Genomic DNA, 26,739 nt, shown 5'->3' with positions numbered 1-26,739 from the left:
ACGTTATTTTCTTGGTCTTGGAGCGTAAATCTTATTTTCGATAAGATCGTTATAACGTTCTATAACAGCATTGCGCTTTGCTTTAAGACTTGGTGTAACTAAACCATTTTCTTGAGTAAAAGCATCTGGAACAATCTCAAATTTTCTGATTGACTCTGCTCTAGAAACATTAGAATTTGCTTTAACTATGCTTTGTTCTACGGAACTTATGACGATTGAATTTTTTCTTGCCTCTTCCAGCGAGCGCACTGGGCTTGCTCCTCGAGATTTCAGCCAAGAATTCACTTCTGCAAGATCTAACGCAATAATAGCAGAGATAAAAGGTTTTCTGTCTCCAATAACAACGCATTGAGAAATAATTGAAGAAGTCATAACTGATGCTTCGAGTATGCTAGGTGAAACGTTTTTCCCGCCAGCTGTTATTATCAGATCTTTTTTGCGACCAGTAATTTTTACAAAACCGTCGGAATCTAAAGATCCGAAGTCTCCTGTATGCAACCATCCATTTACTATTTGTTTTTCAGTTATCTCTGGATGATTATGATATCCTTTGCAAACAGCGGGACTTTTAATACAAAGCTCTCCCTCATCATCTATTGCTACAGACACTCCCTGTACTGGCAAACCAACTGTTCCGATTTTATAGCCTTTCGTTGGATTTACCATTGACGGAGCACATGTTTCTGTCATTCCGTACCCTTCGAGAATTGGCAATCCCATGCCATTGAAGAAATGCGAAATCGATTTGTCTAATGGCGCTCCTCCTGAAACACCATATTCAACGTCTCCTCCAAAAACTTGCAAAATTGAGTTGTAAACGAGCTTTTTACATAAGGAGTGGCTTATAGCCAGCATTGGCGAAATCATTCTCCCCGATTGTTGAGCTTTTGACCATTCTTTTGCCACTTTTACGCTTTGAGCAAATATAAATCCTTTTACTCCTCTACCAGCTTTTTGAGAGGCAGCATTGTAGATTTTTTCAAATATTCTAGGTACACCAAGTATGAAAGTTGGTTTAAAACTTTTAAAATCACTTAGTATTGTTTTAAGGTTGCTTGACAATCCAAGTGTTACATTTCCCGCAAAACAGAAGAACTGCATAAATCTTGCAAATACATGTGCTAAAGGAAGGAATAAAAGAAGTCTTGGTTTGCCTTTTAATGCTATATCTGGCATGGAAAGCATTCCAGATTTCGCTATAAACACAAAATTTCCGTGCGAAAGTTCTATACCTTTCGGGTCTCCTGTAGATCCAGATGTGTAAACGATTGTAGCTAGATCATCGCCTTTAACAGCTTTTTCTCTTTCATAAAACTCTGAGTCTGTAACTGTTTTTCCATACTCAATTAGCGCATCTATTGCGTCTCTGCTTAATACATAGACATCGTTAAGGCTTGGACATGACTTCTTTGATATTTCCACAGTTTCACGCATATTTTCATCTTCAACAAAAATCATGCTTACTCTAGAATCGTTAATAATATTTTCTATTTGCACTGCAGAACTTGTTTCATAAATTGGCACTGTTAACGCGCCTATAGACATTATTGCCATATCAAGTACAGTCCACTGCCATGAAGTATGCGCTATTATCGATATGGTATCTCCCGGCATCACACCGTGTGCTATGAATCCTTTTGCTACTGATATAACCAAATCTTTAAAGTCTTTAGCACTGTAGGAATTCCATTCCCCGTCGCGTCCTACATACTCAACCAATGAATCGTTTGGCTTACGTTCTACGCGACTTTCAAGAAGCGAAAAAATGTTTGCATTGTAATCAATTTTCTCATCGAGATTACGAGAATACTTTTGCATATTCGCTCCCTAATATGTTTAAGAAAATCTTATGTAATAATCTTAGGTCAATGTCTTAAGCCCAAGACTCTTATTACACTATACGACACACATTTTACAGACTATTTTTTTCTTCTTTTGTATCTTCTTTGGGTTTTAAAATTATTCGTTTTTTCGCTACCATTTTCCTCGGATTTGCATAAGTCCTGTTTCTTCGTTTTAACCCCCATTGAATACACAAATTGTCGCAATGATCTGATCCAACTGTTACGTAACCAAAAAATTGACCTTTTCTAACAACTGTTCCAACTGGTAAATCTGTATATGCTGGCTCAAATGTAGAAGATAAAACTCCATGTTTGATTGTTACAACAGATTTTCCAGCAACTAGTCCAGCAAAATTTATTATTCCGTCTGAAGGAGCGTATAGCTCAGTTCCTTCCTCTGCTTGCAAGTCTACTCCTCTATGACCCGCGAGCCATGGTTTTGCTGGAGCATCAAAATCTTTAATAATATTTACATTTTTTACTGGCCATACCATCCTTGATTTACAATTTGTAGTTTCTTTTAGTGTTGAAGCTGTTGAAGCCTGACTAACTGTATTCGCGACTATTTTTTGATTTTTACCTACAAAAGATTTTTCTATGCAACCAGAGTCAAATGAAGACACACTATAATCAGTTTGATTCGATTGCAAATATTCATACTCAATACTTTTGTTTATTGTAGGATTTATGCAACTATGAATAATCAACATGATTACAACCAGAATCATAAAAATCAGTATTCTAACAAACTGTGATTTTTGTTTTAATATAAATTTTTTGACTTTTAAGATTCTGGGCTTAATCATTTTTAAATCAAATATTTTTCTCATGATATTTTATTTTTCTCCTTTCATAAATCAAATTTGTTTTATGCTTCAACAGCGAAAATCTGCATTATTTAAAGGTTTTTGCTTATATTTGAAAGTTTTTCACAAAATTCTTTTTTTAGGAACACTTTTTTATCAATGTGGTTAAAGCATGCAAATCGTTGATATTCCAACGATTACGAGTTTTCGACACGCCCAAACACGCTATATTTGCATATCATAAAATTCCGTGTAATATAAATGTCTTGTGCACGGCACACAGCCAAGCACAGAGGATATTCCTGCGTAGCTCAGTTGGCAGAGCGTTCGACTGTTAATCGAATGGTCGCTGGTTCAAGCCCAGCCGCAGGAGCCAAGAAAACCACCAGCGAACCTGGTGGTTTTTTGTTTTGAATTTATTTGAAGTATTCTAATGAATCGCAAGTAATATTGCTTGTCCTGCAAACCATCAAAAATGCTACAAACTACAAGGGTCACGTACTTAGTTTGGCGTAAACTATAAGTGTTGTTTTGCAAAAAGCAATTCTTGGCGAAGATTGATAAAAACAGAGGATGATACATGTTAGAAAACATCTCCGAAGCCACAAATAATGGCCATAAAAAGAAGATGATAATTCTCATTGCTGGCGTCATTGTATTAGCTTTAGTATTAGGCGTTGGTGGTATTTGCTGGAGCATTCAGCACTCATCTCGTATGAAAGAAGCTAGAAAACAGTGCGAAATTAAGGTTGCACAAGTTAGCAAAGCAAGCCAGTCATGGAAAAAACTTACTAAAAATTCTCTTCTTATCTCTTTTGCTCAAGATAACTCAGAAAATGGCAAATTACTTGCTAAGCTTTTGAAGCAGCGTTTGCCAGAAACAGTTGTATGCAATGCTAATTCTCCAGAAGAGTTAGGCTCTCAGGGAGCTCAAGCTATAGCTGCAACTCAATGGTATTCTGACAATGCTCAGCGTATTCGTGGAGTGACTTCTGCAATGATCGATAAGCTTTCTGCAGCATCTACAGATACTACAGCTAATGCACAGGAAAAGCAGAAGGCTGAAGAAAGTCAGAAGGAACTGCAGAAGATCACTGCTCCTGTTATTCGTATAGCTCCTAAGGTAAAGCGTAAGCCGAATATTATTATTCAAAATATTCCTCCTACTCAAGAAGAAAAAGTTCAAGCAGATAACGCCATGCAGAAAAAGATTGAAGAAGCAAAGCGTCAAGCTGACGAACAAGCTGCTAAAGCTAAAGCAAAGGCAAAGTCTGATGCAGAAAAGAGACGTTTAGAATTAGAAAGAAGAAAGCGAATTAGGGATGCTTACGAAAACCTACAGAAGCAGCTAGAAGAACAGGCTAGGAGGAAAGCTGAAGAGGAAAAGAAAAATAACGATAAAAATAATGATGGCGGAGAAGGAGGAAACAACAACCAACCTCCTGCTCCAAACCCACCAGTTCAGCCAACGCCAAACCCAACGCCAAACCCAGCAAATAATGGCGGTGCAAACGGCGGCACGGATCATCCTTCTACTACTACTCAGCCACCTGCTCAAGACGCAAACACTACTAACTAAACTCTGTTAATCAATAAAAAAATGCGCTCAGCAAATCACTGAGCGCATTTTTTATATTCTAATCACTTTGTTAAATCAACTTGATCTAACGGAATAACTTTAGTGTGATACTTAATCTTGTATCCAACATAAAGCACAATGAACAGCGGCACAGACATATAAGTTATGCCAATCGCTTGCCAATTAAGCGTGTGGAATGATTCAAGATCTTGGCCAACAATAACCAAAATGCACAATACAAGAGCCACAATAGGACCGAATGGATACCACTTAGCTTTATAAACAAGATCGTCCAAAGACTTTCCTTGAGCAATATACGCTTTGCGGAACCTGTAGTGCGCAGCTGCGATTCCTGCCCATGCAATAAATCCAGTCAAACCACTTGCAGCAACTAAGAACATGTAAATTTGAGTTCCAAAAATACTCATCAAGAATGTTAAAAGAGCTACAACAAACGTTGCAACCAAAGATTGCATTGGAACGCCTCTTCTATCTACGTTTCCAAACATCTTTGGAGCGTGATTATCTTTTGCGAGGGCGTAAAGCATTCTAGTAGAAGCATACATTCCAGAGTTTGCTGCCGAAATAACAGATGTAAGCACAACTGCATTCATGATTGTTGCTGCAATCGCCAATCCTGCGCGCTGGAACACAAGAGTGAATGGGCTTATAGAGATATCGCTAGCTTCCGATCCAAGCAAACTTGGGCTTGTGTATGGAATGATGCATGCGATTACAAAGATTGCAAGAATGTAGAACAAAACAATACGCCAGAACACTTGCTTTACAGCCTTTGGAATGCTCTTATCTGGTGTTGCAGATTCACCTGCTGTAATGCCAATAAGCTCTGTTCCCTGGAACGAGAATCCAGCAATAGCAAACGCGCCTAAAACAGCCGGGATTCCGCCAGCAAATGGAGCATTCTTATGAGTAAAGTTGCTTAACAATGGTGCTTTTCCGCCTAAAATTCCAACAATCGTAAGCAAACCAATAGCAAGGAATATAATAACTGTTACAACTTTAATAATCGAAAGCCAATACTCGGTTTCTCCAAAGCACTTAACAGTAAGAATATTAATCAAAAGAATAATAACAAGAACTGTTAGCGAAAACACCCATATTGGCACATTAGGAAGCCAATATTGCAAAACGATTGCTGCAGTGCTTATATCTACAGCAACCGTGATTGCCCAGTTAAACCAATAATTCCAACCCATTGCAAATCCTAAAGCTGGATCAATAAACTTTCCAGAATAAGATGCAAAAGACCCGCTAATTGGCATATATGTTGCCATCTCTCCTAGAGATGTCATAAGAAAATAAACCATTATGCCGATTGCAGCATACGCTAAAAGCGCTCCCCCTGGGCCTGCCATGTGGATTGTTGCGCCACTAGCTACAAATAAGCCTGTTCCGATGCTTCCACCCAAAGCAATCATGGAAATATGGCGTGTTTTTAGACCGCGATGAACGGTTTGAGATTCAGTAGTTGATGAACTGTTGTTATTCATTGTTTCCTCCTTTTGACAATATTCAAACAGAGGTAAACAGGCAACAGTATGCATGTCGATAGCACTCCGCAGCAAATTGCCAAAATTGCTGCGACAGTCCTTGGCTTATTAAGCCAAGTCCCAGCTTGTAAGCTAGAAAGAATAACCTACAAACTTCGGCGCTCTCCCCTTTTGCAAATCACTTAACGCCTCTTTCTGGCTAATGATTGCTACTCTTGTTGAGCGCGACCTCTGGTCGATGTGTTTCATTATTGAGATAGGCAAAGACAAACTCTAGACACTAACCGATATTTATTCAGATTAGACTATATTTTCTATTTATTTTGATTATTTTTTTCTGTATTTTTTATGGCTTTATCGGAAATTTTACGACTATATGCATTATGTCTGCGATATTTACTTATTTTTATTGGCGATTTGCGGTTCATTGCACCAAAAAGCGTTAAATCAAACTTTACAGACATTAATCGCATCGCAACTACTAGCACAACAATAAGAGTATCTAAAATCATCTCTGTAATAACGTCAAAACATCCTGCACGTTGTGCTTTTACAACAAATACCGTCAAAACACACCCAACTGCAGCAGGAAGCGCATACCAATGCTTATCTCGAACAATTACAGGAACTTGATTCAAAACCATATCTCGAATTAATCCACCACCAAGAGCTGTAGCCATGCCTAAAAACACAGACGCCATTCCAGACATGTGAAAATCCAAGCCTTTAGCGGTACCATTTACAGCAAAAAGCCCCAATGCTAAAGCGTCAAGAGTTAACATAAGCCATTTCCACTCATCAATTTCTAGATGAGCGAAAGCAACAATAACACCCGAAGCAAGACCAGTAAAAACAAATCCCCTATCTGCAATTCCAACTGGCGGCAAAGCTCCAAGCAGAACGTCTCTAACAATTCCGCCACCCAATGCTGTAAGCCATGACGTTGTGATTATTGCAAAGATATCATAATTCTTGCGAATAGCCCACATTCCGCCAACCATTCCGCAGCAACCCATAGCAATGTATTCAACAACAAGGAAGAAAATGTTATCTCCTAAAGCCCCTTCCACAATATTTCCTTTCCAAGGTTAGTTAAACACTTAAAAAACAAAATCCGCCTAATAAGCCTATAACCAATTAAGCATACAATTAGCGCGCCACCTTTTATAAGATATAAAAAATGACGCGCCAAATACTAAAAACTCTAACGGATTTAAAACGACTTTTAAATAGCTCTTAAACAGCTTTTAACTAGTCGCACACCTTCCACATCCAGTTGTGAGTATCTTCAACATCTCCAAGCTGAATACCAAGCAATTCATCACGCAAAGCCTGAGTCAACTCACCAACTCCACCATCAGCAACCTTAAGATCGAAGTCATCTGACTTAAAGCGACCAATAGGCGTAATAATCGCAGCAGTTCCGCAGGCAAAGACTTCAGTGACCTCACCAGAGCGAATACCGTCAAGCAATCCCTGAAGTGGAATCATAGTTTCAACAACCTTATGACCCGCTTCTTCTGCAAGCTGAATAATAGAACGACGTGTAACACCTGGAAGAATGCTACCAGTAAGAGATGGAGTTTCCAAATGACCATCCTTGTGCAAAACAAACACGTTCATTCCACCAAGCTCTTCCAAATAGGTCTTAGTTGCTGCATCAACGAAGCAAACCTGTTCGCAACCGTGTTCAATACCCTTGTATTCACCGAGCAAGGAAGCCGCATAATTTCCACCACACTTAGCAAAACCAGTACCACCAGGACCAGTGCGGAACCACTGATCTTCAACCCAAATACTAACTGGCTTCAAGCCACCTTTAAAATATGGTCCTGACGGAGAAGCAATAACACAATATTCAACCTCATGAGCTTCTCGCACACCTAGGAACGGCTCGGAAGCAAACATGAACGGACGCATATAAAGAGTATATTCGCGTCGGCTTGGAACCCACTCTTTATCTCGCTTAACTAAGGCTGCAACAGATCCAATAAAATCGTCGATAGAAAGATCTGGCAAATACAAACGCTTCGCAGAATTCTGGAATCGTGCCGCATTAATATCTGGACGGAAAAGCCAGATGGATCCATCAGTTCGCTTGTATGCTTTTAAACCTTCAAAGCATTCTTGGGCATAATGCAACACAGAAGCACCTGGATCCATTTTTAATGGCCCATAAGGCTCAACACGTCTATCCGACCAGCCTTCTCCCTTGGTCCAAGACATATGAACCATATTGTCGGAGAAAATCTGACCAAAAGCAGGCTTATCAATCAGCTCTGCTCGCTTTGCATCCGAAACAGGATTATCGTTAGGCAAAACAGTAAAATTGCCAGCCAGTTTGTTCAACAGAGCAGAATCACTATGATCGTAAGAATCATAGGCATTTTTAAAGTCTGGAGCAACCTCTAAATCAGCCATTATGTCTCTTTTCCTAATTTGCGATATTACTTGTATTTTTATTATTGCTTTTATTGCAATTAATGGTATAGATTAGTACGATTCTCGATTAACGCAAGACTGTAAACAAATATTTTTATAGAAAAGAGATTAATTAAACCAAAATTTTTACGAATTGCAACAAAAAATTAACACCAAATACGTAAAAAATAAATTCGCAGCGTAATATTTGTGCCTCTGGTGGGACTCGAACCCACAAGCCCGTAAGGGCGTCAGATTTTAAGTCTGATGCGTATGCCAATTCCGCCACGGAGGCAACAGACAATTATTATGCCATATAATACTATTAAAAACAACTCAGCGTGTGGCGAGAATTCTACGACCCAAATCTAACGTGATTCCATCTAGTAAACCATGCTCACTAGCAACAAAAGTATCTAGAACACCACCATGGTCTTCATACGCCGCTTTTGCAAGTCGTTCAAGCACACGACTCAACACAACTGCACCTCCACCAACAACATCAATTCTTCCAGGATGAATAGTGGCATAAGTACGTCTACGTTCTCTTGTCATATGCAAGAACCTGTCATTAACTGTATACGCCTGATCCAACGCGATTTTTACTCCATCAACAGCCTTATGGTCATAATGTTTTAATCCAATAGCAAGGGCTGCCATAGTTGTAACAGTGCCAGAAACACCAATAATCGTGCGAGCTTTACCAGCGTTAACATGCTTAAAAGCTTCGTCTATATTCTTGTCAATATCTTTTATAGCGCAAGAAATTTCTTCTTCTGTTGGAGGGTCTGTATGCAAGTGTCTCTCAGTCATTCTAACGGAACCAATATTCATTGAATACGCGGAATCTACTTTATCTTCTGCAATATTCACACCATCTCCACCAAGAACAATCTCAGTAGACCCACCACCTAAATCTACAACAACATAAGGGGCTTGCAAATCTTTTCTAGAAACCACACTTGTTGCTCCCAAAAAGCTCAAAGCAGCTTCTTCTGTTCCGCTAATAACTTCAGGGCGTACGCCAAGCTCATCAAACATCATCTGTTCAAAAATGTCTCTATTTAGCGCATCCCTAGTTGCAGATGTTGCTACAAAACGAATAGCATCTATTTTGTGTTCACTAAGTACTTTTGCAAATTCTTTGGCAGCAGACTTAACTCTCTGCAAAGCATCTTCAGCAAACATATGCGTTTCGTCAATTCCCTGACCAAGTCTTACAACTCTAAGCATTCTAGGAACAACATCGCGCATACCATTAGCATTAACTTTTGCAATTTTTAATCTAATCGAATTCGTGCCACAGTCAATTGCTGCTACGCAAACCGATTTATTAGTTCCAACGATTGTATTGGTGTTCAAAGATTTTGCATTCAATAATTTCTCAGTTTCAATTTCATTAGCATCATCACTCCAAGGAGTAGTGCATTTACAAATATTAGGGTCAAATTCATTTTTTACCTTGCTTAACACCATATCGCCAATAGGATTCACACCCTTACCCATTACAAGACTTTGCGCAAGCAAGGCATGCAAACACTTAACACGAACAGGCATACCCCCAGCACTCATATCTTTAATATGCTCTTCACTATCTTCCAATCGAATAGCTAATTCGTGACGAAACTCTAAATAGTATTTATGTGCCTGCTCATATTTTTTTGCAACATCATTGTCATTATTCAATAAATTGTTGCATTCCTTCATAAAACCTTGTGCTTCAAGATGCGAAGCTGCTTTAACAGCTTCTGGACTTGTTAAGTAGCATGTAGTTGGAAAAGGAGTTCCATCTTCTAAGCATGGTCTTGTAATAACAGCAAGAGGACGTCCGCAAGCGCATCTAGCTCCAACTGCAACCATGCCCCTAGGGAATCTTCCCAATTGACGTTTAACAATATCCCTATCTGCATCACTTGCAGGGTTTTCCAACAAACTATCTACTAAGGATTGTATATTCAAATCCATGTTTTTAACTCCCCTATGCATTTGCATGATTTTAAAATAAAGTACTTTAATATTTTCTTACTACTGTCTACTTGTATTACTCTGTTTCTTATCTGTAGATTTTGGCTCTTTATTTTCCCGATGTTTATTTTGCTGGCGACTTTTATCCATTTTATTATGCTTAGAAGTCTTATCCTTATTAGAATCGTTAACGTCATCGTCTTGAGATTTCATACTCATATCATCTGGCTTATCTGCTTTATGAAGAGAATAGAACAAATCACTATACCAAGGAAGAGCTTTTCTTTCTTCATACTGTGATTCATCTTTATTAAATGATTCTGGTACAACTCCTGTAACAGCTTCTGGGTGTTCAACTCTAACAGCTTGTTCTCCAGGGAATATGAATCCTAACCTATCCCTAGCTTGTGCGGTAACATACGCTTTATCTTTCCAGCGATCAATATTATTATCCAACTCCTGTTTTTTGTCTTTTAGAGCAGACTCATCTCTTTGCAAAGCGTGTAACTCAGCCAAGCTTAACGCATAATTTCGAATTGTTGAAACAAATTCTATAGAACAAAGAAACGCCACTACTATCATAAAAACAAATACGAACGAACCAGAAAACAGCCTTTTTTTCTTTGGCTGATTTGATTCATCAACTGTACTTGTTGCCGTGCGGCGATTTCTCAAAACCATACTTCTAAGTTACTTTAAATATTCGACGTGTAAATACACCTTATATTTACTTTTATCCTAAAAAATCATTATTACACAATATGAACAAAATACACGCTAAAATACAAAAATTGTGACCAGCTATCCATATAGGAGCTGGTCACAAAATCATACTCAAAATTCTTTTAAAACTTAGATTTCCAACTATTCCATTTGAGCTTTGCTTAAAATCGTATCTGCAGAATGCTGCAACTTTTGCAACTCTTCTTCAGTCAAATCGAGCTTGCACTGCTCAACAATGCCATCTCGACCAACAATCGCTGGATAAGAAAGATAAGAATGATATTCTTCACGATAATTGGATACAGGCATCTGTTCTCTAGAATCCGTCATTACAGCATTCACTAAACGAACAGCTGCTGCAGCAATACCGTAGTTGGTATATTTCTTTCCATAGAACACAGTGAAACCGCCTTCGCGAGTTTCATCATCAACAGCATCCAAGTCAATGTTCTTTTCCTCAGCAAGATCAGTAATTGGCTGCTCTAACACTTTTACCGTAGACCATGCAACGAACTGTGAATCGCCGTGCTCGCCTAAACTATAACCTTTAACTGCCTTAGGATGAACTCCGAAGAACTTTCCTACAGCACGATGCAAACGAGCAGAATCAAGAAGAGTGCCAGTACCAATAACTCTTTCGTATGGGAGTCCAGTAGCTTCCTTGTAGAGCTGGCAAATAGCATCACAAGGATTAGTGATATCGATCAAAACGCCATGGAATCCAGAAGCTTTAATTTTTGCACCAACTTCTGCGACCTCGTTACGGTTATACTTAAGCTCCGCAAAACGATCTGGATGATGAACATCCAAAAGTTTTATATGACCCAAGGCGCTTACGATTACTTCTACGTCTTTTAATGCTTCATAGTCGTTTACTGTGATATTAACGTTAAAAGGTACATTATCCATTGAATCTTCAAAATCAAGAGCATCAGCCTTAACTTTTGCTTCATTTGAATCATAAAGATACAAATCGTCAACGTGACCACCAATAATGAGCTGATGGGCTACTGCAGCACCAACATTACCCATGCCTATAACAGCGACTTTTCTCATATGAAACATCTCCTTCTGTTTTTAGTTTTTCATAAAAATAGCACTATTTTGGAGATAATGAAAGTAATTTTAGAAAAATTTTTTTAAAATTTTAAGAAATCATTGAAAATATACAAAAACGGTCAGCCACATTTTATTGCGACTGACCGAAAATAAACTTCAGCTCAAAGCTTAAAAAGCTTAAACAAGTCTTATGAAGAACTTATAAAAGCCCTAGTATATTACTTCATATACTTCTTGCAAGCCTTGAATGCGCTGTAACCAGCGTACTGAGCGGTAGAGCCAAGCTCTTCCTCAATCTCAAGCAAGCGGTTGTACTTAGCGATACGCTCACCACGAGCAGGAGCACCAGTCTTAATCTGACCAGTGTTCTTAGCAACAGCAAGATCAGAAATGGTGGTATCTGGGGTTTCACCAGAGCGGTGAGAAACCATAGAAGTAAAGCCATTCTTGGTTGCAAGCTCAATAGCGTCGAGGGTTTCGGTAACGGAACCAATCTGGTTCAACTTTACGAGCAAGGAGTTAGCTGCTCCAAGTTCAATACCCTTAGCCAAACGCTTTGGATTGGTGACGAGCAAGTCATCGCCAACGAACTGCAAACGATCACCAAGACGCTTGGTGATTGCTGCCCAATCATCCCATCCTTCTTCCTGGAATGGATCTTCGATGGAAACGATTGGATACTCGTTGATAAGCTTCTCGTAGTAATCAAGCATGTAAGCAGATTCGCGCTCTTCGCCATCGAAACGATACTTACCAGTTTCCTTGTTGTAGAACTCAGAAGAAGCAACGTCAAGAGAAATACCAATCTGCTTGCCTGGCTCGTAACCTGCAGCTTCGATTGCATCCATGATGTACTTCAAGGAATCCTCGTTAGACTTCATCTTTGGAGCGAAGCCACCTTCGTCACCAAGACCAGTAGCCAAGCCTTCCTTCTTCAAAACGTTCTTTAAGGTGTGATAAACCTCAACACCAGCGCGCAAAGCATCGCTGTAAGTTGCGAAACCGTATGGAGAAATCATGTATTCCTGAATATCAGTTGCAAAATCAGCGTGAGCGCCACCGTTCATAATGTTCATGTTTGGAACTGGAAGAATATGTCCGTTAGTTCCGCCGATGTAACGATACAATGGAAGCTCTGCAGACTCAGCAGCTGCATAAAGAGCAGCAAGAGAAACGCCAAGAATAGCGTTTGCGCCAAGCTTACCCTTGTTTGGAGTACCATCAAGCTCAACCATAGTTTCATCAAGAGCACGCTGGTCAGAGGCATCCATGCCAATAACCTTTGGAGCAATTACTTCATTAACAGCCTTAACTGCTTCCAAAGTACCCTTGCCCTGATAACGGGACTTGTCGCCATCACGACGCTCCCAAGCCTCAGCCTCACCAGTCGAAGCACCAGAAGGCACTAAGCCAATGCCCTGAGCACCATCTTCGGTCTCCAAATAAACCTGAACGGTAGGATTTCCACGAGAATCCAGAATTTCGCGTGCATATACGCTTTCAATAGCTGCCACAACTACTCCTTATTCATTTTGTTGGTTGTGTAACATATTTAAGATTAATGCGTTTTATGGACGTTATTTCATAATGTAAGTCGTCAAGCATATAAGACTATATGATCTAAGCGTTTCGCGATTTGTCCATGCCTTTATACGATAATAACAAACTGACACGGGGTGCAGTTATTTAATTGTAATTGCTGAGATCATACCCGTCGAACCTGATATAGCTAAAACTATCGAAGGGAATGTCGTTATGAATAACCTTTTTAGCGCGATTGCAAAACTGCATCGTAAAGCTTTTACTTCCTTAAAAGCTTGGCTTTCTACTATAGCGATTCTTTTTTTATGGTTTTTAATAACCTTAACTCCCGTCGAAAATCGCGCTTTGCCATCTCCAAGCGAGGTAATAAAAGCATTTGTTGACTTAAACAACGAAGGAATATTACTACCGTCTCTTGCAATAAGCATATTTAGAGTTGTAGCTGGTCTTCTTTTAGGAATTGCTTTTGCTTTGCCATCTGGAATAATTTCTGGCGGAAGCAAAGTAGGAGAATCAGTAATAAATAAACCAAGTCACATGCTTAGATCCATACCATTCCCAGCATTAGCACCTTTATTGATCATTTTTCTCGGCGTGGACGAAATGATGAAAATAATGCTTATAGCGCTTGGTGTTTTTGGGCCAATGTATGTAAATATTCGAGATGGAGTAAGGAACATTGACCCTAAACTAATAGAACTTGCAAAAGCTTATAACGTTAAAAAATCTACTGTTTTTACAACAATTTTTATGCGAGGAACATTAGCTAACTTTATGACAGGATTGCGATTTTCAATTTCCGTAGCATGGGTTGCGTTAGTTACTTGTGAAACAGTTAATTCTTCAATAGGAATTGGATATATTCTTTCTAGAGCTCAACAATTCTTTAGACCAGATCAAATGATGGCATGTATTATTCTATATGCGATTGCAGGACTTGGATCAGAAGTTACTGCAAACATATTCGAATATTGGCTTATGCCAGAACGCAGAGTAAATAGAGAATCTTAACAAAGAGTTGATTTTAGAAATTCACGTAAATAAAGAATTTATAAAATCCTCTGTGAATCTTAAAGATACTTTTAACGATACTTTTAAAAATAAGTCAATTTTTATAAAAATTTAATCAACAAAATTTAACCAACAACCAAATAAACCAAATAAGAAAAACACAAAATAAAGATAAAGGAGCCAAATCATGGCTAATTTCAAAATACAAATTGCTAGCAAACGCTCTATTGCGGCAATATGCGCTTTTTGCGCAACTATCGCTCTCGCATCTTGCGGCGGAGCTCAAAAACCTGCAAATAACTCCCAATCTTCTAGCAAAGATACGGGAATAATGAGGGTTGCTTATCTTTCTACAGCAAACTATTTGACAACGTTAAAAAATGAAAAATTCCTTCAAGAAGAATTTGGAAAAGCAAAAGTCACCTATACTGGACCATACACTCCAGTTGATGGTCTTACCGCAGTTATGAGCGGAAGCGCTGATGCAACAACTACTGGAACTGGACGATTTATTGATTTGATTGCAGAAGGTCAACCTTGGGTTGCATTTGCGCTCGAATATTACAATGGTGATTCTCAAGGAATCGTTGCATCCGCAAAAAGCGGCGTAAAAACACTAAAAGACTTATATGGAAAGAAAGTTGCTATCATTCACAACGGTGATACTGGCGATTACATGCTTCACCGCGCATTCGATAAAAGCGGCTTAGACGTTTCTAAAGTGCATAAAGTAGAGATGAGCCCTAAGAACTTCCAAGCAGCATTTACATCTGGACAGATTGATGCAATTTCCTCATTCGATCAGAATCTTGCTGCAGCGATGACAACCCCTGGGTCAAAATTACTTGTTAACGCTAAAAAGTATGGCAACATGAATGTTACCATTCACATTGTTTCTAGAAAATTTGCTAAGAAACATCCTGAACTCGTTAAAAAAATGTATAACGCTCTTGTTCGCGAAGCTAATAAGTCGCATAAAGAAAAGAATGTTATCGGGAATGCTTATAAGCAACTTGGAGCAAGCGATACAATCATTAAGCAGATTGAAAAATTCGATAATCCAACAATTAAGCCAATCGATAAGAAAGGCTTAGAAATGATGAAGGTTCAGGCAAAAGAATACGTAAAATATGGTTTAATTAAGCAAGCTCCAACAAACTTGGATGATTCCGTAATGGATTGCAGCAAATAACCTAAACCTTTAAAATACGATAAATAATTTTCAAAATAAAAACACAGTAGGAGTTAATATGAACATTCAAAACAATGGAAATAATGCTGATAATGGCAACAATTCCTACTGTGTTTCTTTAACACATATCGAAGTAGCGTTTGACGACACTTATAAGGTTTTGAAAGATATTAATTTAAACATTAAGCAAGGCGAGTTTGTCTCGCTTATTGGCAGATCAGGTTGCGGAAAAACAACGCTTCTTAAAGTAATATCTGGTTTACTAAAACCTACAAGCGGCAGTATAAACGTTACAGATATGCAGGCTATAGGATTCCAAGATGCAAGATTAATCCCATGGCTAAAAATTGGTGAAAATGTTGTTTTTGGTCTTTCGGACGGTAAAAACAATCTTAAAAAACTTGCAAATAATGCTCTTAGCAAAATGCAATTAGAAGAATACGCCGATAAATGGCCTTCTCAACTTTCTGGCGGTCAAGCTCAACGCGTTTCTTTAGCTAGAGCATTAGTAAGAAACCCAGAGCTATTGCTTTTAGACGAACCTTTCGGCGCATTAGATGCTTTAACAAGACTAGACATGCAAGATCTTCTAGCTAAGCTAAGAACACAAAACGGCTGGAGCACAATAATGGTTACTCACGATATTGCGGAAGCTGTAAGATTATCAGATCGTATTCTAATGCTTCAAAATGGCGTAATATCAAGGCAATGGAATATCGATAGAAGCAGTGTTGATTCGCAAGGAAGACCTACAAATCATGTTTCTATTGAAGATGATTTAAGACTTGCTTTAAAGTGACATGTCTACTATTTAAAACTCACCGATTAATTTTTACCAATCAATGTCTTCTAAAAGTTGTTTAGTCCATTCGACTATCTCTTTTTCACTCATAGACGACGAATCTCCTAGAACAGACGCAAAAGGAGATGGAAAAATCATTGTGTGGGTTACAGGCTTAAACTGTGCTCCCTTGTAGATCCTACTCAAACGCATCCAAACAGATTGAGCTGGATCTACGCCAATAACGCGCACAGTTTTACCTTGCATGCTTATTTGATTAACACCCATTTGTTTAGCTTTAAAACGCAATCTTGCAACATCAAATAATGTTTGTAAGGATTTAGGAGGATTCCCATATCTATCGCTTAACTCATTGAAAATCTCTTTTAAGTCTTCATCATTCTGAGCTTCAGCAAGCTTCCTATAAGCTTCCAAACGTAATTTATCTGAATCAATATAAGATACTGGAATTGAGGCTTCTATTGGCAAATCAATAGAAACAGATATGGACTCTTTATGATCTGGTTCCTTATATTTTTCAACAGCTTCAGATACCATCCGAACATATAAATCGAATCCGACTCCTTCAATATGCCCACTCTGAGCATCGCCAAGCAAATTGCCAGTTCCGCGCAATTCCAAATCCTTCATAGCAACATCAAAACCAGAGCCAAGAGCAGTATATTGAGCGATTGTTGCAAGCCTGTCGTGAGCCTGCTGAGTCATAGGCTTAGTAGGATCGTACAAAAAGTATGCGTATGCGCGCTCACGACCTCTGCCAACTCGTCCTCGTAATTGATGAAGCTGGCTTAAGCCGAATCTGTCAGCGTGATCTACAATAAGCGTATTTGCATTAGAAATATCTAATCCTGTTTCAATAATCGTAGTACAAACAAGAACGTCAATATCCCTATGCCAAAAATCACGAATAATAGTGTCAAGTTGCTTCTCACCCATTTTTCCGTGCGCAATCGCCACTCGAGCATCTGGCACAAGTTTTTGAATATTAGAGGCAATTTTACTAATATCTTCTACTCGATTATGCACGTAAAATACCTGTCCTCCACGCAATAATTCACGTTTCACACAGGCTGCAACTTGTGCATCTTCATATGCTCCAACATAAGTCAAGACTGGTAAACGATCTTCTGGAGGCGTAGCAAGCGTAGACATTTCACGAATACCCGTAACAGCCATTTCAAGCGTTCTAGGAATAGGCGTTGCAGAAAGGCTAAGCACATCTACATTTGTTCGCAGAGCTTTCAAAGTCTCCTTGTGCTCAACACCAAAACGTTGTTCTTCGTCTATAATCACTAATCCTAAATCTTTAAATTTTATATTTGGATTTAAAAGTTTATGAGTTCCAACAACAACATCTACTTGCCCAGATTCTATTCCTTGCATTGTAGCATCTATTTCTTTTGCACTCTGGAATCTGCTCATTGCGGCAACTGTTACAGGAAAGCCAGAAAAACGGTTAGTGAAAGTCTCGTAATGCTGCTGAACCAAAAGAGTGGTTGGCGCTAGAACAACTACTTGTTTACCGTCTTGAACAGCTTTAAATGCAGCTCGAACAGCAATCTCCGTTTTACCAAACCCAACATCTCCGCAAATCAACCTATCCATTGGAATTGGCTTCTGCATATCTTGTTTAACTTCGTCAATAGTAGTAAGCTGATCTGGCGTTTCTTGATACGGAAACGCATCTTCCAGCTCTTTTTGCCACGGAGTGTCAGAGCTGAAGGCAAAACCTTTAGTAGATGCTCTGGCTGAATATAATTTGATTAAATCTTCTGCAACTTCTTGAACATGCTTTTTAGCTTTTGCCTTTGTAGCAGCCCAATCTGATCCTCCAAGCTTGTTTAACTTTGGAATTTCAGCCCCAATATATTTGCTAACCAAGTCGAGTTGATCGGTTGGAATAAAAAGCTTGTCGGCAGGCGCATTACGTTTACTTGGCGCGTATTCAATTTCCAAGTATTCACGAGTAGCTTCTCCACTTGAGGTTTTTATATTTCGCTGCCTCATGCCTATAAATTTGCCAATTCCATGCTGATCGTGAACAACAAAATCGCCTGGTTTAAGATCTAGAAGGTCTATTGATTTTCGTCTTCTCCTAGGAGTTTTAAGCGCGCTTGCAGAAGATGTTTTTCCAGTCAAATCTCTTTCTGTAAGAATAGAGATTTTACTTTGTTCATCTATGAATCCGTCCACTATTTGCGATTGAATCGGTACAAAATCAAAAATTCCAGTTGATTGTATTGCGCGACTTAGTCTAGATAAGGTTCCATATGCGGATGCAATTATGTAAACTTTAAATCCGTTTGCTATAAGACCAGATATTCCACTAGAAATCTTTTCATTGTCTCCTCTAAATTCTTGAGGAGATTTAATGCTCAATTCTAGACGGCTATTTTTTACAATTTTATTTTCGCTAGATTCTTTAATATCTACGGTTGCTGGCGACTTATCAGATCCAAAACTCGTTAAATTTATTACCTGATGATTCTTATTTTCTAAGCTTGCTAAAGTTTCATCAAAATCAAGAAAACTCGCCTGATCGAATGTGATTGGAGCACCTGCTCCTCTACCAGATGCAGCTACATGCCAGCTTGCTGCCAAAAATTCATTAGCAGTTCTACTTAAATCTTGAGCTGCGCGCCTACATTTTTCTGGGTCAGAAATCAATATTATAGAATTTTTTGGAAGCAGATTTTCTACTGGTTCCATTTTGTCAACTAATGCTGGAAGCAACGACTCCATACCCTCTACTGGTATTGCATTCGATATGGATTCCAACATGTCGTCAGCATTTTGAATTTTACCAATCAAAGATTTTGCACGATTTTGAATATCTTTTGTAAGCTGTAATTCTCTACAAGCAGTAGCCCAAATACTATTAATATTCTCACCGTATGTGCGTTGATCAGATGCATGAAACTGCTTAATCGTGTCGATTTCGTCTCCAAAAAATTCGATTCTAACAGGATGATTCATCGTTGGAGAAAAAACATCTATTATTCCACCTCTAACCGCAAATTCTCCACGATTCATAACCAACTCAACGCGATTATATGAGTTTTCAACAAGACGTTTTACAGCAGAATCTATAGGAACTTCTTTACCACATTCAAAAACAAGAGGCTCCACGTCTGAAATATTTTCAACAACTGGCTGAATAATAGAACGAACTGGCATAACAAGCACACGAATTGGGCTAAACATTCTATTTTTGCCACTTTGAGGATGTTTTAATCTTCTAAAAACCGACATTCTACTTGCCACAGTGTCTGCTCTAGGAGAAAGACGCTCATGAGGAAGAGTCTCCCAAGCCTCGAGTTCGGCAATATCCTGAGGATCTCCATCATACCAATCGCGTATTGAAGAAACAGCGTCACTAGCATCTCTACCTGATGGAGTAATTAGAACAACAGGACTACTCTTTGATATTGCAGCTGCTATAGCAGGTCTAGAACCTAAAGGAGATGCTACAGTAAGCGGATTCGGAAAATCTAGCACGTTAGAAACTAAAGATTTAAACGCTTCATTTTTATCTAAAATATCTTTAAGTATATTTTCAAAAGAAACGTTAGAATTTATAAAATCTTTAGAATCTGACATATTGTTAGCAAAAAAATCAGATTTATTTGCCATTGAAATGCTCCTGAGTGGCGCTAAGCCCGCGGAAGATCACACTTTCTACTGCATCAGCACCATCTGCCAAAAAATTAGGAAGTTCAGATTTTTGCGCACCAGCAAAACCGCCCAAAACCCAATTAACAGTATTATCATGAGCGCGCGCTCCGCGTTGAGCGTGCCCCACACCCATTCTCACACGAGCATATTGCGGAGTTCCAAGGCTGCGATCAATAGAACGAATACCATTATGGCCTCCAGCAGAACCGCCAGATTTTACTTTAATACGACCAAAATCCAAATCCATATCGTCATGAATAATCACAATATGGTCAGTTTCAATCTGATAATACGAGCTTATTGACGAAACAGCAGCACCAGAATCGTTCATAAATGTGAGCGGCTTAGCGAGGAAAAACTTCGCCGACATACCGTCTAAATTCATTACTCCCTTGCCTAATTTTGACAAGCCCTTATGGTCGGAAAAAGATATTGACCAACGCTCACTTAGCACGTCTGCAACCATAAATCCCATATTATGACGTGTACCTTCATACTTCGATCCAGGATTTCCAAGTCCTACAATCAGCCAAAAATCCGATGCCATAGCGCACACTCCAACTCATAAACTCAACAACGAAATGGGCGTACCGATTGGAATACTACTTAAATACGTAGATTCTCGATACGCCCTCATATACTGCGCACTATTCTACCAATAAGACGGTCATTGTTTAAATAATGCGGTTATTGTTTAAAACTTTAGCAAAAACTACTTTAAGAATTCGTCGGTGGATAATTCTTTAGCTTGAGGAGTTTTATGAGTTACTTTACCTTTTGCATCAGTGTAAGCTCCTCCTTGGCTTAAGAAGTTAAAGTAGTCTTGAGCACCTTTAACATCACTTGTACCAAACACAAACTTGCCACTTTTAATATCTGCATGGCTTCCCCAATACTGCCCATCGACGATCAGTTTCATGCTGCGTTTAACAAATTTTGGATTAAGATTTGCGTCTTTCGCTTCTTTAACCAAAATGTCAGATGCTTCATCTGGGTGCGAATACGCGTATTCATACCCACGCTTTGCAGCTTTAACGAATGCGCGAACAAGCTTAGGATCACGTTTAATTGTTCGCTTATTAGTAATAACACCAATCGTATCTGGCTGACCAGGAACTCCATAATCTCTAGACCTAAAACAACGAAGCTTAGGACCGAACATATCTGCTTGAACACCTTCCCAAGTGCCATAGAATCCGCCAAAATCAGCTTTACCAGATTCAAGAGTACGGAAAGTTGAGGTTCCAACAGTAACTTTATCGAATTTACCCTTGCCACCATCATGCTGAATCATTCTGTTAATTACAACATCACTTTCTGCAGCACCAAAAGACGCATAAGTTTTTCCATCAAAATCTTTAGGAGAATGAATCTTATTGTTTTTAGCAAGAGCACACCAGATAGCACTTGGTTTTTGCTGCACTTGCATAACCTGCTCAAGATTAGCTCCCTTTGTAGAAGTATCAGCAACATTAGTTAATGTAGTAAGAGCAAAATCAGCTGCACCACTATCTACAGCATGTTCAGAACCAGTTGGAGCAACAGCAAGCATATCTACATCTAATCCTGCATCCTTAAACCAACCTTTATGCTTTGCAACATAGATACCAATATGATTAGTATCTGGTGCCCAAAAAAGCATAAAAGATACTTTACGAAGATTCGAGTTTTGATTATTACCCTCAAATCCACATGCAGAAAGAGATAATGCACAAAATGCAGAAAGAATAAACGCAAGACTACGCTTTAAAACACGCATATTCATGAGTTCCCTACTTTGTTTTTACTTACCATTTTCTGGGAAATGCAGCACAGACTTGGCAGAAAACGGTATCAAGGGCCTAGCCCGCGCCGTTCAATGCCCCCTATCAAGCTCTAAGAGTTTGACTAGGTTTGCCACACATTGACTCACGAAACATTCTGATTATGCACTATTTAATCGACAAATTAGTAATCATGTTACAAACATAAGATTCTGATAGAATACACGTGCTATTCTTATTTCTGAATTTATGCGATTGGGGCAGCAGTCGCTATTTTTATGTCACTATTTTAATATTCAAGAAAAGGATTGAAAATAAATGACGCAATCGCGTTTAAAGACTACGCTTGCAAAGTGTCTGCCAACTGTAATATCAATAGCAATTGTGCTGATTCTATGGCAATTTGCTTGCCAATACTATAAGATATCGCCAAATCTTATTCCTGCACCAACTTCTATTGCGCAAGACACAATTGAATCATTCCCTACTCTATTGCCTGCTGCACTAATAACAACTCAAGAAACAGTTATTGGCTTTGCATTAGCAATAATATGCGGAATTCTTCTGGGCGTATTTTTCCACGTTTCTAAGCTAGTTAAGTCTGCTTTATTCCCATTACTGTGCGCGGCTCAAACTATGCCTTTAATTTCCATTGCACCAATTTTCTTGATTTGGTTTGGATTTGAAATGTCTGGGAAAATAGTAATAGTAATGATTTTTAGCATGTTTCCTATTGCTGTTCAAACTGTTCGAGGATTAGACGCAGTTCCTAGTTTTTATACCGATGTTGCATTAACTTGTGGAGCTAATGCTACTTGGACTTTGTGGCATGTTAAGTTGCGCGTAGCGGCTAGGCAAATTTTTGGAGGAATTAAAATTAGCGCAGCATATGTTTTAGGAACAGCTGCTACAGCAGAATATTTAGGAGCTAGAAACGGCTTGGGCATTTGGCTTCAATCCGCATATAACTCTTTTAGAACTCCACTTATTTTTTCAGCAACTATAGCAATAATAATTCTTACAGCTCTTCTAATGCTTGTTATAAATGCAGCCGAAAAACTTCTTCTAGGTCCTGTGGAAGACGATGAAGATCCAGATAATCAACTGTAAAACTGATATATAAAATTAATGCCGAGCATAATGTAATCGATTATGTTCGGCATTAATTTTTATTGTTCCAAAACTGTCTTCTAATTCTACTTAACAGCTTCTTCACTCATTGCATCATTAATAGCATCGCTAAGCTCTTTTTGAGCCTTTCCATATGCTTGCCAATTCCCTGATCTCATTGCAGAATCAGAATCCTTCAACGCTTGAGCTGCTCGTTTAAGTGCAATCCTAGCTTTTTCACTAATAGAATTAGATTTTGCAGGTGCATTTGCACTACTTTTAGCATCGCTCTTATTGGAATTATTTGCATTGTTTTTATTGGAGGCATTTTCATTTGAGCCAGAATTATTGGAAGCATCGCCAGCGTTTGCGCCGGAGTTTCCTCCAAACACTTGGTTTAACGCTTCATCCAAAGTGTCAGCAAATCCAACTTGATCTCCAAAAGCAACCAATACTTTCTTAAGCAATGGGTAGCTCGTAGAACCGCTAGATTGTACGTAAACAGGCTCTACGTAAACCAATCCTCCACCAAGAGGCAATGTAAGCAAGTTTCCACGCTTAACTTTGGTTGAGCCAGATTCAAGCAAATTCAACTCTTTAGAAACATTTGCATTAGCATTAAAGTTGTTTTGAGCTTGACCAGGTCCTGGAACATTTGAAACTTTAGGTAACTCTTGAAGTCTTAGTTTGCCATAATTTTCGCTTACTTTTCCAGCAACATTTCCAGCATCGGAATCTACAGACAAGAATCCAGTTAGGATTTCTCGAGTGATTTTTCCAGCAGGAATATATGTGGAAACAAGCGAAAATACTGGTTTGTTTGCTCCTCTAGTTTGCAAAGTCAAATAGTATGGAGGTTGCAAAATATCTTCTCGCTGAAGACTTTGAGATTCTGTAGGATCTACTGGAGTCTGCCAGAAGTCTTCTCCCGAGAAGAACTGGCTTGCGCTGTCAACATGATACTTTGCAAGCAAATGCCTTTGCACTTTAAACAAGCTTTCTGGGTATCGAATATGACTCATCAAATCGCCAGAAATCTTAGAAATATCGTGATAATGACCTGGGAATATTGATCTCCAAGCCTTAATCACAGGGTCCTTTTTATCCCAAACATACAAATCAACCGAACCGTCGTAAGCATCAACAGTAGCTTTAACTGAATTGCGAATATAGTTTGCTCGCTGATTCGTTAAGCCTTTAATAGAACGAGATGTTGTGGTTGTAGAATCCTGAGTCACCTGACCAAAATCAGTCATTTGCGAATATGGGTAAGAATCGGACGTTGTGTATCCGTCAACAATCCACTTAACTCGTCCGTCAACAACCGCTGGGTAAACGCGTCCATCTAAAGTCAAGTATGGAGCAACTTTAGAAACGCGAGTCTTAGGATCACGATCATACAAAATCTGCGAATCAGAAGTAACTCTATCAGAGAACAGAATCTGATCTGACTCAAAACGAATAGCGTGCAACAACCTAGAGAAGAAGTTTCCTACTCTTGGTCCACCATTTCCCTTAAACGTTGTTAAAGCACCATTTGAACCAGTTGGATAATCAAATTCCCAAGGAGCAGTGCCTTTTGGAGAACCAACAATAGAATACTTTGGAGCGTTTGGCGAGAAGTAAATACGCGGCTCATACTTCTTCAACTTTGTAAGCTTTCCTTGAGTTGGAATTCCATATTCCATAAATTGCGGCTGACCATCTGCAGTAACCTTATTTCCGTAAGCTGCAACAACGCCATATCCGTGCGTATAAACAGTGTGGTCATTAACCCAATTTCGATTATCGTTTCCAGCTAAATCAAGCTCTCTTGCAGCAATAACCGTGTCTTGGCTCACGCCATCAATGTCGTACTTATCTACAGAAAGAGTATCTGCAAAAGTATAGTATTGCTTAGATTGCTGCAATTGGCGGAATGTTGGAGAAGTTACTTGAGGATCTAAAAGCCTGATTTGTGCAGTAGACTCCGCTTCTTTTGCAAGCGCTCCCGACTTTCCTTCCGAAGTAGCGTTATACGATTCTTTTTTAACATTATTTAAGCCATACGCAAACTTAGTTGCATCAATATTTCGCTGAATATAAGTGGCTTCTAATTCTTGAGCATTCGGTGCTACCTTAAAACGTTGCAAAAGAGCAGGCCAAGCAAAAGACAAAACCATAGCGCATACGACTAAAGACGCAACAGCTATAGCAGGCGTGCGCCAAGCTTTAACAGCTACAGCAAAACGCGTACCGATTTTTACATTTCCATTAAGAGCATGAGACTTTAGCAGCCACGCTGTTATAACAATTCCAACAATTAGTGTTATTACAGCCATTGCAATGCTGGAAGGAACGCCAGCATTCATATCTGTGTAAGATCCGCCAGTAATCTTAGAACCATCCAAATTTACAATCGCAAATACATCTAATATTTGCAAAACGGACCAGAAAATAATAACGAGCATAAACCATGCAGAAATTTGGCGCCTTGCACTTTTAGTTATGTTAAAAATGCCCTTGCCGCCTACAGGCAGCGTAATCCTTACAGCTCCCATTAAAGCGTTTGTTATAACGCTAAATAGCAAAGAAACAGCAAGAAGAACAATAAACGCTCTTGTAAAAAGTCGCAATCCTGGCAAAGCAAACACGTAAAAACCGTTATCAAATCCAAATTGTGGATCTTTAATACCAAACGATTGGTAGTTAAACATAAGCAAAATTTGCACCCAATGACTATAGAATTGCATTCCAAACACAGCACCTACAATCAAAGACACAACTCCTGCAACATGCATTGCAAGCTTAGAGCTTATTCCCTTTTTAGTGTCTAAAATATTGCCTTTTTCTTTAACATATACGCCATCTTCGCTTCCAGGGCGTTTTTTAATCGCAATATATGCAGACAAATACCCGAACGCAGCCATAAGCAGAGCATACAAAGCCCAAACGCCGATTTTAGCGGCTAGTTGAATCCAGATTACGCTCTCGAATCCAAGTTGCGCATACCACATGCAATCTGTAATAAAAGTAGAAAAACCAAAAATAATTGAGCATATAAACGCTATTGCGACTACTATTGCAACAATAATCCAACGCCATTTTCTTGATTTTCCAACAAACTTATTTACATCAAAATCTATTCTCATATAGCGATTATTCTCCTTACTATTTGAGCTTTTATTATCGCTTTTATTGCTTTCACTATTATCGCTAATATTGCTAGTATTGCTTTCGCTATTTTCGCTATCTTTGCTAGCATCGCTATTTTTTGGCAAATCGCCTTCGTCTTCTAGTTTTTTCTTAGCTTCTAATAGATCACTAAAAATGTCACCGAGGTCATCATCGTCAGTATAATAGTCTGCCCAATCTTTTATTTTTTTTGTAAACTTTGAAAAATTCTTGTCTTTGTTTTTACTATTAGACTCATCTTTAGACTCATCTTTAGACTCATCTTTAGCAACAACATTTGCAACAACATTTGCATTGCTATTATCTTCATCAATGCTTTCGATAACTACATCTTGATCGCTGGAATCATCCGTAGAAGTATCGGACGAAGTATCGGCAAAATCATTATTTTGATTGCTCTTTTTCTTTCCATCGCTTGAATAATCAGAACGCTTATGCACTTTAGTGTTTTTAGGTTTTCTAGCCATATACGCGCCAAAAGCAGCCCATGCAACGCCAATGATTATTTCTATGATGACTTTCAACATAAGGTTAATAGTACTATACTAATTATTCCTAATCT

Annotated in this window: 18 protein-coding genes, 2 tRNA genes and 2 riboswitches; of the genes, 6 read left to right on the top strand and 14 right to left on the bottom strand. The window is 38.8% G+C overall.

The window, feature by feature from the left end:
- Window positions 1–3 precede the first annotated feature (3 nt).
- Both P0106_RS04530 and P0106_RS04525 read right to left on the bottom strand, forming a co-directional pair.
- Window positions 4–1,818, bottom strand: a complete 1,815-nt coding sequence (locus P0106_RS04530; protein ID WP_004111801.1) for an AMP-dependent synthetase/ligase — start codon at window positions 1,816–1,818, stop codon at window positions 4–6.
- Between the two features lie 94 nt (window positions 1,819–1,912).
- A complete protein-coding gene (locus P0106_RS04525) occupies window positions 1,913–2,674 on the bottom strand; it encodes a M23 family metallopeptidase (protein WP_353582728.1) in 762 nt (253 codons plus the stop codon).
- 276 nt (window positions 2,675–2,950) lie between these two features.
- Here P0106_RS04525 and P0106_RS04520 point away from each other — a divergent pair.
- Window positions 2,951–3,026 (top strand) — tRNA-Asn (locus tag P0106_RS04520).
- Window positions 3,027–3,230: 204 nt separating this feature from the next.
- The gene (locus P0106_RS04515) at window positions 3,231–4,229 is read left to right on the top strand and encodes a hypothetical protein (RefSeq protein WP_016811579.1); all 999 of its coding nucleotides are present in this window, start codon (window positions 3,231–3,233) and stop codon (window positions 4,227–4,229) included.
- Between the two features lie 62 nt (window positions 4,230–4,291).
- On the opposite strand, the gene P0106_RS04510 is transcribed toward P0106_RS04515, so the two are convergent.
- From P0106_RS04510 to eno, 8 genes are all read right to left on the bottom strand, one after another.
- Complete coding sequence (locus P0106_RS04510) at window positions 4,292–5,740, bottom strand: amino acid permease (RefSeq protein ID WP_004138348.1); 1,449 nt, start codon at window positions 5,738–5,740, stop codon at window positions 4,292–4,294.
- 51 nt (window positions 5,741–5,791) lie between these two features.
- A riboswitch (Lysine riboswitch) is annotated at window positions 5,792–5,983 on the bottom strand.
- A 71-nt stretch (window positions 5,984–6,054) separates the two neighbouring features.
- Entirely contained in the window at window positions 6,055–6,810 is a 756-nt protein-coding gene (locus P0106_RS04505; RefSeq protein ID WP_004111813.1) for a trimeric intracellular cation channel family protein, read from the bottom strand.
- A gap of 181 nt (window positions 6,811–6,991) precedes the next feature.
- Window positions 6,992–8,161, bottom strand: coding sequence for a branched-chain amino acid aminotransferase (locus P0106_RS04500; RefSeq protein WP_473730494.1), 1,170 nt, complete (start codon window positions 8,159–8,161; stop codon window positions 6,992–6,994).
- 211 nt (window positions 8,162–8,372) lie between these two features.
- Window positions 8,373–8,456: transfer RNA gene (locus P0106_RS04495), tRNA-Leu, on the bottom strand.
- Between the two features lie 41 nt (window positions 8,457–8,497).
- Complete coding sequence (locus P0106_RS04490; RefSeq protein WP_473730493.1) at window positions 8,498–10,126, bottom strand: DUF501 domain-containing protein; 1,629 nt, start codon at window positions 10,124–10,126, stop codon at window positions 8,498–8,500.
- Window positions 10,127–10,186: 60 nt separating this feature from the next.
- Window positions 10,187–10,807, bottom strand: a complete 621-nt coding sequence (locus tag P0106_RS04485) for an FtsB family cell division protein (protein ID WP_019261594.1) — start codon at window positions 10,805–10,807, stop codon at window positions 10,187–10,189.
- A 183-nt stretch (window positions 10,808–10,990) separates the two neighbouring features.
- Complete coding sequence (locus tag P0106_RS04480; protein ID WP_473730492.1) at window positions 10,991–11,905, bottom strand: L-lactate dehydrogenase; 915 nt, start codon at window positions 11,903–11,905, stop codon at window positions 10,991–10,993.
- A 221-nt stretch (window positions 11,906–12,126) separates the two neighbouring features.
- Window positions 12,127–13,422, bottom strand: a complete 1,296-nt coding sequence (eno, locus tag P0106_RS04475; protein WP_473730491.1) for a phosphopyruvate hydratase — start codon at window positions 13,420–13,422, stop codon at window positions 12,127–12,129.
- 148 nt (window positions 13,423–13,570) lie between these two features.
- A riboswitch (TPP riboswitch) is annotated at window positions 13,571–13,673 on the top strand.
- Between eno and P0106_RS04470 the strand changes: the two genes are divergently transcribed.
- The 3 genes from P0106_RS04470 to P0106_RS04460 all read left to right on the top strand — a co-directional run bounded on the left by P0106_RS04470 (window position 13,664) and on the right by P0106_RS04460 (window position 16,452).
- Window positions 13,664–14,461, top strand: coding sequence for an ABC transporter permease (locus P0106_RS04470; protein ID WP_473730490.1), 798 nt, complete (start codon window positions 13,664–13,666; stop codon window positions 14,459–14,461). (Overlaps the previous riboswitch by 10 nt.)
- A 187-nt stretch (window positions 14,462–14,648) precedes the next feature.
- Window positions 14,649–15,653 (top strand): ABC transporter substrate-binding protein, encoded by a 1,005-nt coding sequence (locus tag P0106_RS04465; RefSeq protein ID WP_019261597.1) that lies wholly within the window; start codon window positions 14,649–14,651, stop codon window positions 15,651–15,653.
- A 58-nt stretch (window positions 15,654–15,711) separates the two neighbouring features.
- Entirely contained in the window at window positions 15,712–16,452 is a 741-nt protein-coding gene (locus tag P0106_RS04460) for an ABC transporter ATP-binding protein (protein ID WP_415685439.1), read from the top strand.
- A 33-nt stretch (window positions 16,453–16,485) separates the two neighbouring features.
- Here P0106_RS04460 and mfd read toward each other — a convergent pair whose 3' ends face one another.
- The 3 genes from mfd to P0106_RS04445 form a co-directional block, all read right to left on the bottom strand.
- Window positions 16,486–20,088 carry a transcription-repair coupling factor gene (gene mfd / locus P0106_RS04455; protein WP_473730489.1) on the bottom strand — a complete coding sequence of 1,201 codons (3,603 nt, stop codon included), beginning with the start codon at window positions 20,086–20,088 and terminating at the stop codon, window positions 16,486–16,488.
- A complete protein-coding gene (gene pth / locus P0106_RS04450) occupies window positions 20,078–20,677 on the bottom strand; it encodes an aminoacyl-tRNA hydrolase (protein WP_174142828.1) in 600 nt (199 codons plus the stop codon). The genes mfd and pth overlap by 11 nt, the downstream gene beginning before the upstream one ends.
- 165 nt (window positions 20,678–20,842) lie before the next feature.
- Window positions 20,843–21,895, bottom strand: a complete 1,053-nt coding sequence (locus P0106_RS04445) for an ABC transporter substrate-binding protein (protein WP_174142827.1) — start codon at window positions 21,893–21,895, stop codon at window positions 20,843–20,845.
- Between the two features lie 316 nt (window positions 21,896–22,211).
- On the opposite strand from P0106_RS04445, the gene P0106_RS04440 reads away from it, so the two are divergent.
- On the top strand, window positions 22,212–23,003 hold the full coding sequence (locus P0106_RS04440; RefSeq protein ID WP_004121512.1) for an ABC transporter permease: 792 nt from the start codon (window positions 22,212–22,214) through the stop codon (window positions 23,001–23,003).
- Window positions 23,004–23,089: 86 nt separating this feature from the next.
- Here P0106_RS04440 and P0106_RS04435 read toward each other — a convergent pair whose 3' ends face one another.
- Window positions 23,090–26,704, bottom strand: coding sequence for a UPF0182 family membrane protein (locus tag P0106_RS04435; RefSeq protein ID WP_473730488.1), 3,615 nt, complete (start codon window positions 26,702–26,704; stop codon window positions 23,090–23,092).
- Window positions 26,705–26,739: the final 35 nt, after the last annotated feature.

The organism is Gardnerella sp. c11Ua_71, assembly GCF_055818025.1.
This window is presented reverse-complemented; position numbering and strand designations above follow the sequence as displayed.